At 74.0% G+C, this 14,676-nt stretch carries 14 protein-coding genes; 2 read left to right on the top strand and 12 right to left on the bottom strand.

What is annotated here, in order from left to right; translation table 11 throughout:
* Positions 1-18 precede the first annotated feature (18 nt).
* Positions 19-816, top strand: a complete 798-nt coding sequence (locus DV701_RS17620; RefSeq protein WP_114930287.1) for a dioxygenase family protein — start codon at positions 19-21, stop codon at positions 814-816.
* A 36-nt stretch (positions 817-852) separates the two neighbouring features.
* Here DV701_RS17620 and guaB read toward each other — a convergent pair whose 3' ends face one another.
* The 7 genes from guaB to DV701_RS18960 all read right to left on the bottom strand — a co-directional run bounded on the left by guaB (position 853) and on the right by DV701_RS18960 (position 8,475).
* Positions 853-2,373: an IMP dehydrogenase gene (gene guaB, locus DV701_RS17615; protein ID WP_114930285.1), complete on the bottom strand. Its 1,521-nt coding sequence runs from the start codon at positions 2,371-2,373 to the stop codon at positions 853-855.
* Between the two features lie 51 nt (positions 2,374-2,424).
* Entirely contained in the window at positions 2,425-3,735 is a 1,311-nt protein-coding gene (locus DV701_RS17610) for a hypothetical protein (protein WP_114930283.1), read from the bottom strand.
* Entirely contained in the window at positions 3,732-4,415 is a 684-nt protein-coding gene (locus DV701_RS17605) for a sigma-70 family RNA polymerase sigma factor (protein WP_228255385.1), read from the bottom strand. The genes DV701_RS17610 and DV701_RS17605 overlap by 4 nt, the downstream gene beginning before the upstream one ends.
* A gap of 219 nt (positions 4,416-4,634) precedes the next feature.
* Positions 4,635-6,236: a chaperonin GroEL gene (groL, locus tag DV701_RS17600; RefSeq protein WP_114930281.1), complete on the bottom strand. Its 1,602-nt coding sequence runs from the start codon at positions 6,234-6,236 to the stop codon at positions 4,635-4,637.
* 120 nt (positions 6,237-6,356) lie between these two features.
* A complete protein-coding gene (groES, locus tag DV701_RS17595; protein WP_114930279.1) occupies positions 6,357-6,653 on the bottom strand; it encodes a co-chaperone GroES in 297 nt (98 codons plus the stop codon).
* A gap of 200 nt (positions 6,654-6,853) precedes the next feature.
* Entirely contained in the window at positions 6,854-8,113 is a 1,260-nt protein-coding gene (locus DV701_RS17590) for a phospholipase D-like domain-containing protein (RefSeq protein ID WP_114930277.1), read from the bottom strand.
* A gap of 218 nt (positions 8,114-8,331) precedes the next feature.
* Positions 8,332-8,475 carry a hypothetical protein gene (locus DV701_RS18960; protein ID WP_228255107.1) on the bottom strand — a complete coding sequence of 48 codons (144 nt, stop codon included), beginning with the start codon at positions 8,473-8,475 and terminating at the stop codon, positions 8,332-8,334.
* A 130-nt stretch (positions 8,476-8,605) separates the two neighbouring features.
* Here DV701_RS18960 and DV701_RS17585 point away from each other — a divergent pair, with 130 nt between their 5' ends.
* On the top strand, positions 8,606-9,409 hold the full coding sequence (locus DV701_RS17585; RefSeq protein ID WP_228255106.1) for a THUMP-like domain-containing protein: 804 nt from the start codon (positions 8,606-8,608) through the stop codon (positions 9,407-9,409).
* Positions 9,410-9,487: 78 nt separating this feature from the next.
* Here the strand turns inward: DV701_RS17585 and tsaD are convergent, their stop codons facing one another.
* From tsaD to DV701_RS17560, 5 genes are read right to left on the bottom strand one after another with little or no spacing between them, the layout of a single operon-like run.
* Entirely contained in the window at positions 9,488-10,531 is a 1,044-nt protein-coding gene (gene tsaD / locus DV701_RS17580; RefSeq protein WP_114930275.1) for a tRNA (adenosine(37)-N6)-threonylcarbamoyltransferase complex transferase subunit TsaD, read from the bottom strand.
* The gene (gene rimI / locus DV701_RS17575) at positions 10,528-11,001 is read right to left on the bottom strand and encodes a ribosomal protein S18-alanine N-acetyltransferase (RefSeq protein ID WP_228255105.1); all 474 of its coding nucleotides are present in this window, start codon (positions 10,999-11,001) and stop codon (positions 10,528-10,530) included. The genes tsaD and rimI overlap by 4 nt, the downstream gene beginning before the upstream one ends.
* The gene (gene tsaB, locus DV701_RS17570) at positions 10,998-11,705 is read right to left on the bottom strand and encodes a tRNA (adenosine(37)-N6)-threonylcarbamoyltransferase complex dimerization subunit type 1 TsaB (protein ID WP_114930273.1); all 708 of its coding nucleotides are present in this window, start codon (positions 11,703-11,705) and stop codon (positions 10,998-11,000) included. The genes rimI and tsaB overlap by 4 nt, the downstream gene beginning before the upstream one ends.
* Positions 11,706-11,714: 9 nt before the next feature.
* The gene (locus tag DV701_RS17565) at positions 11,715-12,974 is read right to left on the bottom strand and encodes an HD-GYP domain-containing protein (protein ID WP_114930271.1); all 1,260 of its coding nucleotides are present in this window, start codon (positions 12,972-12,974) and stop codon (positions 11,715-11,717) included.
* Positions 12,965-14,362, bottom strand: a complete 1,398-nt coding sequence (locus tag DV701_RS17560) for an HD-GYP domain-containing protein (RefSeq protein ID WP_114930269.1) — start codon at positions 14,360-14,362, stop codon at positions 12,965-12,967. Before DV701_RS17560 ends, DV701_RS17565 begins: the two co-directional genes overlap by 10 nt.
* Positions 14,363-14,676 lie beyond the last annotated feature (314 nt).

Raw genomic sequence — 14,676 nt, 5'->3', positions numbered from 1 at the left:
ATCACGTACCATCGTGCCATGGCCACCCCCAGCAGCCGGATGCCGGTCCTCTACCTCTCGCACGGCGCGCCGCCGCTCGCCGACGACGCCCGCTGGACGCAGGAGCTGGCGACCTGGTCGTCGGACCTGCCGACGCCGCGCAACATCCTCATGGTCTCGGCGCACTGGGAGAACGCACCGCTGTCGGTGTCCGCCACCCGGGCGGCCCAGCCGCTGGTCTACGACTTCTGGGGCTTCCCGCGGAGGTACTACACGGTCACCTACGACGCCCCGCTCGCGCCGGAGCTCGGCGACCAGGTCGAGCAGCTCGTCGGGTCGCACGTCGCCGGCGGCGTCCACCGCGACGAGACCCGCGGGCTGGACCACGGCGCCTACGTGCCCCTCGTGGAGATGTTCCCGGACGCCGACCTGCCCGTCCTCCAGCTCTCGATGCCCACGCTCGACCCGCGCCAGCTCTTCGAGCTGGGTCGCCGGCTGGCACCGCTGCGCGACGAGGGCACCCTCATCGTGGGCTCCGGCTTCACCACCCACAACCTGGCCTGGTTCGACCCGAGCGCCGGCGCGGACGCCGCGCCGCCGACGGCCTCCGCCGAGTTCGACCACTGGGCCGCCGAGGCCCTCGAGCGCAACGACGTCGACGCGGTCCTGGACTTCGAGGACCGGGCCCCCGCCGCCCGGGTGGCGCACCCGCGCACCGAGCACTGGGCGCCGCTCTTCCTGTCCCTCGGCGCGGCGGACGCCGGCGGACTGAGCAGCACCAGCGTGGTCGACGGCTTCTGGTACGGCCTGTCCAAGCGCTCCTGGCAGTTCGCCTGAGCCGGGACCGACCGCCCCGACGCGACGACCGGCGGCTCAGCGGCTGTAGTTGGGCGCCTCCGCCGTCATCTCGATGTCGTGGGCGTGCGACTCCTGCAGGCTGGCCTGGGTGATGCGCACGAATCGTCCCTTGTCCCGCAGCTCGGGCACGGTGCGCGCGCCGACGTAGAACATCGCCTGCCGCAGACCGCCGGTCATCTGGTGCACGACGGCGCTGACCGCGCCGCGGTAGGCGACCTTGCCCTCGACACCCTCGGGGACCAGCTCGTCGTCGCTGGTCACCTCGGCCTGGAAGTAGCGGTCCTTGGAGAAGGACTTCTTGCCGCGCGAGCTCATCGCGGCCAGCGACCCCATCCCGCGGTAGCTCTTGAACTGCTTGCCGTTGACGAAGATGAGCTCGCCGGGGGTCTCCTCGCACCCGGCCAGCATCGAACCCATCATCACCGCCTCGGCTCCGGCGACGAGAGCCTTGGCGATGTCGCCGGAGAACTTCATGCCGCCGTCGGCGATGACGGGCAGGCCGAGGGACCGGACCGCCTGGGCGGCCTCGTGCACCGCGGTGAGCTGCGGCACCCCGACCCCCGTCACGATGCGGGTGGTGCAGATGGCACCCGGACCGACCCCGACCTTGACCGCGTCCGCCCCGGCCTCGGCGAAGGCGAGCGCGCCGGCGCCCGTGGCCACGTTGCCGCCGATGACCTGGACGTGCCGGGTGGCGGGGTCGGACTTGAGCCGCTGGACCATCTCGACGAGCATCCGCACGTGCCCGTGGGCGGTGTCGGCGACGAGCACGTCGACGCCGGCCTCGACGAGGGTGGACGCACGCTCCCACGCGTCGCCGAAGTAGCCGATGGCGGCACCGACGAGCAGGCGGCCGTCGCCGTCCTTGCTCGCGTAGGGGTACTGCTCGGACTTGACGAAGTCCTTGACCGTGATGAGCCCGACGAGGCGCCCGGCGTCGTCGACCAGCGGCAGTCGCTCCCGCTTGTGCGCCCGCAGGATGGCGGTGGCGTCCTCGCGCGAGACGTCGGCGGGTGCGGTGACCAGCGGGGTCGGCGTCATGACGTCACGCACGAGCGTGTGCTCCCACTCGGCGACCGGGGTGAAGCGCAGGTCCCGGTTGGTGCAGATGCCCAGCAGCAGGCCGTCCTGCGCCACGACCGGCAGGCCCGAGACGCGGTACTGCCCGCAGACCTGGTCGAGCTCCTCGAGGGTGGCGTCGGGTCCGATCGTCACCGGCCTGGAGATGCGCCCGGTCTGCGTGCGCTTGACCAGGTCGACCTGCATGGCCTGGTCCTCCACCGACAGGTTGCGGTGCAGGATGCCGATGCCGCCCTGGCGCGCCATCGCGATCGCCATCCGTGACTCGGTGACGGTGTCCATCGCCGCCGAGACCAGCGGGACCTTCAGCGAGATCTCCCGCGTCAGCCTGCTGGTCGTGTCGATCTCGGCCGGCGCGAGGTCGGTGTCGCCCGGCAGGAGCAGGACGTCGTCGTAGGTGAGACCGAGGCGCGCGAACGCGGCGGGCACGGAGGAGCTGTCGTCGACGGGGAGCATGCTGCGGATTCTAGTTGCCGGGCGTCCGCCGCTCCCCCACGCCCGTCGACGTCACGGCGAGGAGGGTCGCTCCGCAGGGGGCGCGGCCGGACCCTCGGCCTGCGTGCCCTGCTCGGCCAGGGGATCGCCATCCGCCGGGGTAGGGGGCACCTGCTTCAAGGTCGCCGGGTCCGCGGGCACCTGCTTCTTGGCCGCCTGGCCGGGAGGCACCTGCTCCTTGACCGCCTGGCCGGGAGGCACCTGCTCCTTGACCGCCTGGCCGGGAGGCATCTGCTTCTTGGCCGCCTGGCCGGGAGGCACCTGCTCCCTGACCGCCTGGCCGGGAGGCACCTGCTCCTTGACCGCCTGGCCGGGAGGCACCTGCTCCTTGACCGCCTGGCCCGGCGGCACCTGCTCCCTGACCGCCTGGCCCGGCGGCACCTGCTCCCTGACCGCCTGGCCCGGCGGCGTGGAGGACAGCCGTCCGCGCTCGGCGGCGACCTCGACCGGCCGCAGCTGGCCGGGCGGCGTGGCGGGCCTGCCCCGACCGGCGCTCGGATGCTGCACGGGCGCCTCGGCCGCAGCGCCCTGCGCGGCCGTCGGGTCGCCCGCGGACGGCCCGGACGGTCCCGCCCCGACCCATCCCAGACCCGGCAGGACCCGCTCGCGCTGGGGCGGCAACAGGCTGCGGGCGGCCTTCTTCTGCTGACCGGGAGCTGTCCACCTGCCGCGAGACCACGACCGGGTGTCGAGACCCGCGGCCGAGGGGGGCAGCCCGTCGGCCGCGTCCACGACCCCGACGTGCCCGGACAGGTCACCTGCGACGGCCGGCGCCTCGCCGTCCGTCGTCGCCGGACCGGTGGACCGGGCCGGCGTGGTGCGCACGTCCCCGGCGCGCTCCAGCAGGGGCGGCACCGCCGCCGCGCCCTCGGTCGAGGCGTCGCCGGCGGCCGCGGTGGCGGGGTTCTCCGGGCGCGGACCGGCCGCGTCCGCACCGGCACCGTCGTCCGCCTTCTCCGCCAGGGGGTCCTCCCCCCGGGGGACGACCGCTGGCTGATGCAGGACGTCTCCCGGGACCATCTCCACGACCGCGCGGCCGAAGCTCGTCATCGCAGGCACCTCCGCGCCGGTGAGCGCGGCGGCCACCGAGGCGCCCGAGAGGGTCGCGAGCACGACGGCTCCGCCGCCGAGGATGCCGCGCATCCGTCGTCCTCGCGCGGCGCGGTGACGTCCCCGCCGGGTGGCAACGGGCAGCTCGTCGAGCTGCCCGACCCACGCCGCCAGCGCGGCGACGACGTCGTCGTCGGCGGTCGCGGAACAGTCCAGCCTCCCACCCAGCTCGTCCAGGATCCGGTCCGTCCTGGCCACTCCACCGAGGTTCATCGGTCGGCTCCCTTCCAGCGGGCCCGAAGTTCCCCGAGGGCGCGGTGCTGCGCGACGCGGACGCTACCAGGAGTCATCCCCAGCGCGTACGCGGTCTCCACCGCGCTCAGTCCTACGGCGACGCGCAGGACAAGCACCTCGCGGTGCCGGTCCGAGAGCGTCTCCAGCAGGTCCCAGGCGCGTCGCGCCTCGTCCCTGTCGACCACGTGCGTCTCCGCGGAGGCGACACGGCCCTCGAAGAGCGGCGACTCGACGTGGTCGGCGGTCACGGGCGCCCGGGCGTGCGCCCGCTGGGCGTCGGCGACCTTGTGGGAGGCGACACGGTAGACGAAGGCCTCGAAGGGCGCTCCACGGTCGTCGTAGTCCGGGAGCGCGGTGAGCACCGCCATGCCCACCTCCTGCGCGACGTCGGCGGCGACCTCCGCGGCTGCGGGATAGGTCCCCAGCCGCGCCCTGGCGTAGCGGTGGGCGACCTGGAGCACGGCCCCGAGCAGGTGCTCCCGGGCGACGGGGTCGCCCGACCGGGCGGCCTCGACGAACGGGCGCATCTCGCCGACGGCAGCCGGTCGCCCGTCCTCCTGCACGTCCGTGGCACCCACCGGCGCAGAGACGACGCGGATCCTGCGCGCCGGCGGTGGCGCGTCGAGATCGGTGCTCAGGGCCGCCGCGGCGCGGGGCATCGTCACCCGGTTACCTCCTCTTCAGCGGACCCTGCTGCGGTGAGTGGCGATCCCCCGGGACCGCCCCGTGCGGGAGCGACGGCCCAAGGATGCCACAGGACCGTCCGGCAGGGAATACCTCACCCTGCGCGCCGCCGTCGGCACGGGCGAGGCCCCCGCCCCGGAGTACCGGGACAAGGGCCTCGTGGTCACCTGCGCGCGAGGCGCCGGAGCCGCCTGTCAGTGGCTGTGACCGTGCTGGTCGTCCTCGTCCTCGGGCTTGTCCACCACGAGGGTCTCGGTGGACAGCACCATGGCCGCGATCGACGCGGCGTTGCGCAGCGCCGAGCGGGTCACCTTGACCGGGTCGACGACGCCCTGCGCGACCAGGTCGCCGTACTCGCCGGTCGCGGCGTTGAGGCCCTGGCCCAGCGGCATCTCGCTCACCTTGGCGGTGGCGACGTAGCCCTGGAGCCCGGCGTTCTCGGCGATCCAGCGCAGCGGCTCGGCGGCGGCCTTGCGCACGATCTGGGCGCCGACCGCCTCGTCGGAGGTCAGGTCGAGCTCGTCGATCGCCACCGCGGCGTGCAGCAGCGCGCTGCCACCGCCGGGGACGATGCCCTCCTCGATGGCCGCGCGGGTGGCCGACACGGCGTCCTCGATGCGGTGCTTCTTCTCCTTGAGCTCGACCTCGGTGTGCGCGCCCACCTTGATCAGGCACACCCCGCCGGCCAGCTTGGCGATGCGCTCCTGGAGCTTCTCGCGGTCCCAGTCGCTGTCGGTGGACTCGGCCTCGGCCTGCAGCTGCGCGACCCGGTCGCTGACCGCCTGCTGGTCGCCGCCGCCGTCCACGATCGTGGTCGAGTCCTTCGTGGCCACGACCCGGCGCGCGGTGCCGAGGACCTCGAGCCCGACCTGGTCGAGCTTGAGGCCGACCTCCTCGGCGACGACCTGGCCGCCGGTGAGGATCGCCATGTCCTGCAGCGTCGCCTTGCGGCGGTCGCCGAACCCGGGCGCCTTGACCGCGACCGCGTTGAAGGTGCCGCGGATCTTGTTGACGACCAGCGTGGAGAGCGCCTCGCCCTCGACGTCCTCGGCGATGACGAGCAGCGGCTTGCTCGCGCCGACGACCTTCTCCAGCAGCGGCAGCAGGTCGGCCACCGCGGAGATCTTGCCCTGGTGGAGCAGGACGAGTGCGTCCTCGAGGACGGCCTCCATCCGCTCGGCGTCAGAGACGAAGTACGGCGAGAGGTAGCCCTTGTCGAACTGCATCCCCTCGGTGAACTCCAGCTCCATGGCCGTGGTCGAGGACTCCTCGACGGTGATCACGCCGTCCTTGCCGACCTTGTCGAAGGCGTCGGCGATGAGCTCGCCGATCACCTGGTCCTGGGCGGACAGGCTGGCGACCTGGGCGATGTGGTCGCGGCCCTCGAGCTCGTGGGCGTTCTCCAGGAGACGGTCGTTGACCGCGGCGACCGCCTTGTCGATGCCTCGCTTCAGGCCGGACGGCGAGGCACCCGCCGCCACGTTGCGCAGGCCTTCCTTGACCATCGCCTGGGCCAGCACCGTCGCGGTGGTGGTCCCGTCGCCGGCGACGTCGTTGGTCTTGGTCGCGACCTCCTTGGCCAGCTGCGCCCCGAGGTTCTCGTAGGGGTCGTCCAGCTCGACCTCGCGCGCGATGGTCACGCCGTCGTTGGTGATCGTGGGGGCTCCCCACTTCTTGTCGAGGACGACGTTGCGGCCCTTGGGACCCAGCGTCACCTTCACCGCGTTGGCCAGCGCGTCGACACCGCGCTCCAGCGCCTTGCGGGCGTTGTCGTTGAACTCCAGCTGCTTCGCCATGGCGAACAGCTCCTTTCGGGTATGGGGTGGTGCACGCGAGCGCCCCGTCTCACCGCGCCGCGCGGGCGGGTGGGACGGGGCGGCTCAGGTGCTGGTACTGCTCAATGAGATCCGGGGCTGTCAGCCGACGATCGCGAGCACGTCGCGCGCCGACAGGATCAGGTACTCGGTGCCGCCGTGCTTGATCTCGGTGCCGCCGTACTTGCTGTAGATGACGCGGTCGCCGACCTTGACGTCCATGGGGACGCGCTCGTCGCCGTCCTCGTTCCAGCGGCCCGGGCCGACGGCCAGGACCTCGCCCTCCTGGGGCTTCTCCTTGGCGGTGTCCGGGATGACGAGGCCGGACGCGGTGGTCTGCTCGGCCTCGACGGCCTGGACGACGATGCGGTCCTCGAGCGGCTTGATGGAAACCGACACGGTTACCTTCCCTTTCGTGAGCCGGGCGAGGGACGCCCGGCATGGTCGTGTGGTGCGGTCACTCGCCACGGGCTCGACCGCCGTCGCGGGGGTCGGCCGCGTCCGCGGCTGGCACTTGCGTGCCCCGAGTGCTAAGTCTGAATCTAGGCATTCGTTAGCACTCGGTCAAGCCGAGTGCTAAGAAAAATGACGATGTTCGCTCAGAGCATGGCCTCGAGGGGGCGGAGCGAGCGCTCCAGCACCCGGTAGTACCAGGGTCGCGCCCGCCACCTCTCGAGCGTGATCTCCTCGCAGTTCTGCAGGTCGCGGCGGAAGATCTCCTCCATCGTGGCGGCCTGGTCGGCGTCCACCACCTCGAGGTTGATCTCGTAGTTGCCGCGCAGCGAGAGCCGGTCGATGTTGGCCGTCCCGATGGTCGACCAGGCGCCGTCGACGGTCGCTGTCTTGGCGTGCACCATGACGTCCTTGTAGAGGAAGATCCGCACCCCGCCCTCGAGCAGCGCGCTCCAGTAGTAGCGCGCGACCACGTCGGCCAGCACGTGGTTGGACCTCTCGGGCATGATGACGCGCACGTCGACCCCGCGGGCGGCCACCGCGAGCAGCCCCTCGAGGATCTCCTGGTCGGGGATGAAGTAGCCCTGCGTGATCCACACGTTCTTCATCGAGCGGTCGATCGCCTCGAGGTAGAGCGAGCGCACCGGGTAGACCAGCCGGCTCGGCTCGTTGCGCGCCGCCAGCACCACGGTGTTCCACCTCGGGTTGCCGCTGTCCTCCAGCGCCGGGTGGCCCTTGTTGCGGTGCCGGTTCCAGAAGTCGGAGAAGGCGTTCTGCAGCTCCCAGACCCCCGGACCCTCGATCCGCACGTGCGTGTCGCGCCAGGAGGTGGCGTAGAGGGAGCCGATGTTGTAGCCGCCGACGAAGCCGACGCGCCCGTCGACCACGAGGATCTTGCGGTGGTCGCGACCGGTCCGGCGCAGGTCCATGAGCGGCAGGCCGGGCCGGATCGTCGGGAAGCGCAGCACGTGCACCTGCTCGGGGAACTCGGTGAACGCGCGGGGCACCACCAGGTTGGCGAACCCGTCGAAGACGACGCACACCAGGACGCCGCGGTCGGCGGCCCGCACGACGGCGTCCTTGAACTCCTGGCCGACGTCGTCGCCCTTCCAGATGTAGGACGCCAGGTAGACGAAGTCCTCCGCGCGCTCGATGGCCGCGAGCATGTCGTCGTAGAGCGCGCGCCCGTAGGTGTAGGTGGTGATGCGGTCCTCGCGGACCGGCACCTCGACGGGTTCGTCGGCGGGCGCGGTGCCGTCGCGGCGCTTGCGCAGCGAGTCGGCCGCGACCACGGCGGCGGCGAGCGAGACCTGGCCCGCGACGCCCCAGGCGAGGGTCCGGACCGCGATGCGTCGGGCGTCTTTGAGCCAGTCTCGGGCGTGGGGGGCGAGGACGGGTCTGGGCACGGAACCCAATCTAGCTGCCGCACAATGGGCGGGTGACCCGCGACGACCCGGTGGACGCCCCTTCGGCCGCCGACCTGATGCGCCGCCTGCACGGGACCGAGGGCACGGACCTGCTGGCGGCGCTGCCCGACTACGAGGAGCAGGACGTGATCGCCCTCACCCGCCGGCTGCGCGGGGAGGGCGCCGACGCCGCCCTGGTGGCGGCGGCGCTGACCCAGTCACGCCTGCGTTCCCGCGGGCGGGAGCGGCTGGGCCGGCTCGCCGACCGGCTGCTGCTCACCGCGCCTGGGCTGGAGCAGGCGACCCGGCCCGCGGTCGCCCGGCGGCACGCGCAGCGCTTCCTCGACGCCGGCGTCGCTCACGTGTGGGACCTGGGCGCCGGGCTCGGCCTGGACGCGGTGGCGTTCGCCGACGCGGGCCTGGCGGTGACCGCCGTCGAGCGCGACGAGGAGGTGGCGGCCGCAGCGGCCCACAACCTTGCTCCGTACCCCCGTGCCCGCGTGGTGGTGGGCGAACGCCCGGGAGCTGTCCCCCTCCCCCGAGGACGGCGCCTGGCTCGACCCGGCCCGCCGCACCCCCGGCGTCGCGGACGCGTGCGGCCGCACCCGCCGGTTGTTCCGCCTCTCGGACCTGTCGCCCTCGTGGGAGCACGTCCAGGAGGTCGCCGGCCGCGCCCGGGCGGCCGGCGTCAAGCTCTCGCCGGGGTTCTCGGCCGCGGACCGACCCCCGGGGGCCGAGGCCGAGTGGGCGGGTGTCGACGGCGCCGTGGTCGAGTGCGCGCTGTGGTGGGGGTCCGCGGTCCGCCGGGTCGGCGTGAGCGCGGTCGTGGGGACCTCGACCGCGGTCGGCACCTCCTGGCTCACCGTCACACCGGTGCAGGACCCGCCCCCGCCGCTGGGGCCGGGCGAGGCGCCCGGGCCGTTCCTGGCCGAGCCGGACCGCACGGTGCTGGCGGCCGGGCTCACCGCGAGCCTGGCCGCGGCGGTGCAGGGCCGGGAGTCCGGCCCCGGGACGGGGTATGTCGTGGCGCCCGCGGTCGTCGACCTTGCGTGGGCGCGGTGGTTCGCCGTGGAGGAGGTCCTGCCCCTGCACGCCCGGGCCGTGCGCGCCTGGCTGCGGGAGCGCGGGTACGGCCGGGTCACGATCAAGAAGCGCGGCGTGCCCACCGACCCGGACCGCTTCCGGGGCGAGCTGCGCCTGAAGGGAGCCCGCGACCTGCCGGAGGCCACGCTCGTGCTCACCCGGGTCGGCGCGACACCGTCGACGATCGTGGTCCGACCGCTGCCGCCGCGCTGAGGACGCTCACCGGCCCCGGCACGACAGGGGCACCTGCACTCCTCCTGCGGTCCCTCTCCTCCGGTGGCTCGAGCCGGCTCAGGCACTGACCTGGGACACCGGCTGGGAGGAGTCGGCCGGCAGGTCCAGGCGCGAGGCGTCGCGGCCCTTGAGCACCATCTCGGCCCCCAGCGCGGCGACCATCGCGCCGTTGTCGGTGCAGAGCCCCGGGCGCGGGACCCGCAGCCGGATGCCCGCGTCGTCGCACCGCTCCCGGGCCAGCGCTCGCAGCCTGGTGTTCGCCGCGACCCCGCCGCCGATGAGCAGGTCGTCCACGCCGTGCTCCCGGCAGGCCAGGACCGCCTTGCGGGTCAGCACGTCGACCACGGCCTCCTGGAAGCTGGCGGCGACGTCGGCCACCGGCACCGGCTCGCCGCTGTCCCGCCGGGCCTGCACCCAGCGGGCCACCGCGGTCTTCAGCCCGGAGAAGGAGTAGTCGAAGCGGTGGCGCTGCAGGTCGCGCCCCGAGGTGAGCCCCCGCGGGAAGTCGATGACGACCTGACCGCCCTCCCTGGCCACCCGGTCGATGTGCGGTCCGCCGGGGAAGGGCAGCCCCAGCAGCCGGGCGACCTTGTCGAAGGCCTCGCCGGCGGCGTCGTCGATGGTCGCGCCGAGCGAGCGGATGTCGTGGGTGACGTCGGGGACGAGGAGCAGGTTGGAGTGCCCGCCGCTGACGAGCAGGCCCATCGTCGGCTCCGGCAGCGGACCGTGCTCGACCACGTCCACCGCGACGTGGGCCGCCAGGTGGTTGACGCCGTAGATCGGCCTGTCCAGGGCCAGTGCGAGGGCCTTGGCGCTGGCGACGCCGACGAGGAGCGCCCCGGCCAGGCCGGGCCCGGACGTCACGGCGACCGCGTCCACGTCGGCCAGCCGGACCCCGGCCTCGGCGCAGGCACGCTCGATCGTGGGGACCATGGCTTCCAGGTGTGCCCTGCTGGCCACCTCGGGCACGACCCCGCCGAACCGCGCGTGCTCGTCGACGCTGCTGGCGACCGCGTCCACGAGCAGCGTCTGGCCGCGGACCAGGCCGACCCCGGTCTCGTCGCAGCTGGTCTCGATGCCCAGCACCAGGGGTTCGTTCACGGTCCGACCAGCTCCTTGCGCATGACGAGGGCGTCCACGGGCGAGGCTGCGCCCGCGGAGCGGTAGTAGCCGCGTCGGGTGCGGACCACCCGGTAGCCGCGGGTGGAGTAGAGCGCACGGGCGGGCTCGTTGTCGGCGCGGACCTCGAGCAGGACCGCCACGGCGCCGGCGTCCACAGCCCGTGCGTGCAGGGTCTCGAGCAGCCGCGCGCCGAGGCCGGTACCCCGGCGTCCCGGGTCCACCGCGACCGTCATCACGTCGGCGAGGTCGCCGGCCACGTCGAGCCCGGCGTAGCCGGCAAGCTCCTCCTCGCCCGCCGTCCCGTCGACGGCGACCCAGTAGGAGCGGCGAGGGCGCTGGGCCAGCTCGGCCCAGAAGGTCTGCGCCGACCAGCCGTCGTGCGGGAAGCAGCGAGCCTCCAGCTCGGCCATCCCGGCCAGGTCGCGCCAGGTCGCCTCGCGCAGCCTCACGACGCCCCCCTCCCCTCCGAGGAGGCCGTCATCGCGGTGCCGGGAGCGGCCACCGCGTCCGGACGCCGCAGGTAGAGCGGTTCTGGGTCGAGCAGGCCGGTGGCCGAGTCCGGGTGCCGGCCCGCCCGCAGGGCCACGGCCAGGTCGGCGAGGGCGGCCGGGTCCACGTCGCGGCGCCCGCCCGCCAGCCGGTGCGGCAGCGCGTCGGGGTAGAGCTCGGGGCCCCGGCCCACGGCCGGCAGCCGGCGCAGCTCATCGGGCAGGTCCGCGGCCCGTGAGACAGCCGGCCCGTCGAGGCGGCGCGCGCCCCCCGGCTGCACGTCGTAGACCGCCCAGTAGACCTCCTTGCGGCGGGCGTCGGTGGCGACCAGGGCCCGCCCCTGGTGTCGGCCGACCAGCTCGTGGGCGAGCGCGTCGAGGGAGCACACCCCGTCGGGGGCGGGCAGGCCGAGCGCGTGGGCGAGCACCAGCCCGGTGACCACCCCCACCCGCAGCCCGGTGAAGGGGCCGGGTCCGACGCCGCAGACGACCGCGGACAGTGCGCGGCGGTCCGCCCCGGCCCGCTCCAACGCCTCGGCGATCGCGGGCGCCAGCAGCTCGCCGTGCCGGCGCGCGTCCTCGTGGGTCACCGACGCCAGGACGCGGGTGCCGTCGTGGAGGGCTGCGCCGATGGCCGTCGTCGAGGTGTCGATCGCGAGGAGCACGGACCAAGGCTACGTGCCGGTGCCGGCACCGTCCGGAGCGGTTGCTGCCGTGCGCAGGCGCACGGCATCACTGGCGGCCAGCAGGCCGCGCCGCTCCAGGTGCCGGACGAGGGCGTCCACGACCTGGGGGTCGTACTCGTGCGGAGTCGAGCGCAGGATGCGCTCGAGAGCCTCGACGGGGCCGTGCCCGCCGCCGAGTCGGGTGCCGGCCCCGGTCAGGTCGTCGAAGGCGGAGACCACCCGCACCACGCGTGCGGACATGGGCACGTCGCCGCGCTGCTCGGCCCAGTGCTGGGGTATCCCGACGTCACCGACGGTGGAGGCCAGCCGCGACAGGTCCGCGGTGCGGGCGAGGATGGCCGCACCGGTGGCGGCGACCCTCCGCTGGTCGCGCGCGGACACCTCCACGGTCGCGCCCCCGGGGATGGGTCTGGTGAGCCCCACCTGGCCGATGTCGTGCAGCAGCGCGGCCGCCTCGACGTCGGCGAGGTCGGCGTCCTCCACGCCTGCCTCCCGGGCGACCGGCACCGCGGTCCTGGCCACCCGTACCCCGTGGCCCGGCGTGGTCAGGCCGGCCTGGTCGGTGAGTCTGGACAGCGCGAAGATCGTCTGCCGCTGCGCTTCGCGGATGCGACGCTGCCGGGTCACGGCCGGCTGGAGCAGCGCCATCGGCACCAGGAAGAGCACGAACGAGGCGGCTCCGAGCAGCCGCACCGACAGCGCCATGACGGCGGCGGTGGTGGCCGTCGCCAGCATGAGCGCCCCGTGCCTCGCCAGGTGGTCGGTGATCTGCACCCGCAGCGGGCTGCCCTCCCGCGCCGCCTGCACCGCCGCGCGACCCAGGACCGGAGCGACCACCGCGATCACCGAGACCACCAGCAGCAGGAGCGCCACGGTGGGAGCCTGCGCGCCGGGTGCCTCCGCGCGCTCGAGGAGGCTGGCGGAGCCGAGCAGCGGCACCCTGGCCAGCAGACCAGCCACCAGCACGGTGCTCACGGTGCGGGCGAGGTCAGGCGGCACGGCCCACCACGAGCGCCTCGCCGCGGCGACGACGAGGACGGCCAGGCAGGCCAGGACCAGCGGACCGAGCAGACCGAGCAGGTGGTCCGGGTCGTCGTGGGCCGGCCACGCGGTGGAGACGGCCAGGGCCGCTGCGGTCGCCTGCGACAGGGGCGCGTCCTGGCCGACCCCGGGCACGGACACCCGCCACGCCTCCCCGACGATCATGGCGAGGAGCGCGACCAGCGCCAGCTCGGGCGTCAGCGCCACCGCGCCCCCAGCGCCTGCTCGGGCTGCCACTCGGCGAAGGTGTCGCTCACCGACGGATGGTCGTGGTCGACCCCGGTCCCGCGTGGCGCGCCGCCCGCGGGATCCTCGGGACGCCCCGCAACCTCTGTCGCGCGTGCCGGGGTCGCTCCGGGCCGGCGGGCGAGCGCCCCGCCCAGCGCCTGGACCACGGCGGGGTCGAGCTGGGTCCCGGCGCGGGACCGGAGCTCCTCCAGCACCTCGGCATCCGTGGCCGGCGTGCCGGCGCGCCTCCCGGCGAGCGCGTCGTAGGCGTCGGCGACCGCGATGATGCGGGCGGCCAGCGGGATCGTCTCGCCCTCCAGCCCGGCCGGGTAGCCCCGGCCGTCGTAGCGTTCGTGGTGGTGCGCGATCGCCGGCAGCGCCCCGGTCAGGAAGTCGAGCCCCCGCAGCACGGCCACGCCCGCCTCGGGGTGCGCGCTGATCGCGCTGAGGTAGGCCGTCTGCTCGACCTCCGGGTCGGGGGGAAGCTGGGTGCGTACGGTCACCAGTCCGATGTCGTGGAGGAGGGCGGCGTAGCGCAGGTCCTCGGTCTGCTGCCCCCCCAGGCCCAGGGCGCTGCCGACGAGCTCCGCCAGGTGCGCGACGCGGGCGGCGTGCCCGGCCGAGACCGGGTCTGCCTCCTCCAGCGCCGCCACGAAGGTCGTCACGGTCTCTTGGTGCTCCCGCCGGGCCAGCGCCTCCCGGCCGATCGACCAGTGCGCGACCACGAGGGGACCCAGCACGAAGATGGCGCTCAGCACGCCGAGGTCGGCGGCGGTCCACAGGACGACGAAGAGGAACCCGACGATCAGATGGGTCAGCGTCCCCCAGCCCAGGCTCCGGAGCGCGCCGGCGGCCGAGGGCAGCACCCGGCTGCCACGGACGGCCGAGGCCATCAGACCGATCGACAGCGCGTTGAGCAGGGTCATCGCCGCGTGCGCGAGCAGCAGTGGCAGGCCGATGTCGAGCAGCGGCACGGTCTGCGGCGAGTCGACCGCGAGCCCCCCGGCGACCAGCAGGTAGACGACGCCGCCCACGGCACCGATGGCCCCTGCCATCGAGGCGTTGAACACGCGGGTGCGGGGACGCTTCTGATGCACGTCCACCGCGTACGCCACGAAGCCGACCAACGCCGCCCCCGCCGGACCGGTCAGCGCTACGGCGGCCGCCAGCACCACCGAGATGACGGAGACGCCCAGGTGCGGGCCGAGGTTGCGCTCCCGGAGCAGCACGCCCCCGACGCCCAGCCCGACGAGCGGCACGACGATGTCCGGCTCGAGGCGGGCGTCCGGCCCGAGCTCCCTCCAACCCCACCACGAGCCCGCGACCGCGACCGCCGCCAGCAGGAAGACGACGATGCCGACCCGCACGGAAGAGGGGCGAGGGGCTCGTCGCCCCTCGCCCCTCGTCGCGTGCTCCGGGACCGTCAGTCCTCCCAGGAAAGAAGGTCCGGGGTATAGCCACCGAGGGTGAACGAGGCGAGCATCGAGAGAATCTGGAGCACGATCGTGTCCTTTCACGGGTGCCGGGCGGCACAGGGATCAGGTCGTCCGGCGCAGGGTCGGCCGTAGAACACACTGTCCCATACACCCCGCCGCAGGTCGAGAGAAGAAGCCTCCTACGGAGGATTCTTGAACAAGTCTTTACCTTCACCGTGATGTGCGTCACGGTTGATGCGGGCCGC

The organism is Ornithinimicrobium avium (assembly GCF_003351765.1).
Classification (GTDB): Bacteria; Actinomycetota; Actinomycetes; order Actinomycetales; family Dermatophilaceae; genus Ornithinicoccus; species Ornithinicoccus avius.
Note: the sequence above shows the minus strand (reverse complement) of the source record. Positions and strands in the feature narration are given on the sequence as shown.

Bases quoted from the DNA above. Each gene is read 5' to 3' on its own strand.
- groL (WP_114930281.1), bottom strand. From the start codon at position 6,236: ATGGCGAAGCAGCTGGAGTTCAACGACAACGCCCGCAAGGCGCTGGAG.
- DV701_RS17620 (WP_114930287.1), top strand. From the start codon at position 19: ATGGCCACCCCCAGCAGCCGGATGCCGGTCCTCTACCTCTCGCACGGC.
- DV701_RS17610 (WP_114930283.1), bottom strand. From the start codon at position 3,735: ATGAACCTCGGTGGAGTGGCCAGGACGGACCGGATCCTGGACGAGCTG.
- guaB (WP_114930285.1), bottom strand. From the start codon at position 2,373: ATGCTCCCCGTCGACGACAGCTCCTCCGTGCCCGCCGCGTTCGCGCGC.
- DV701_RS17605 (WP_228255385.1), bottom strand. From the start codon at position 4,415: ATGCCCCGCGCCGCGGCGGCCCTGAGCACCGATCTCGACGCGCCACCG.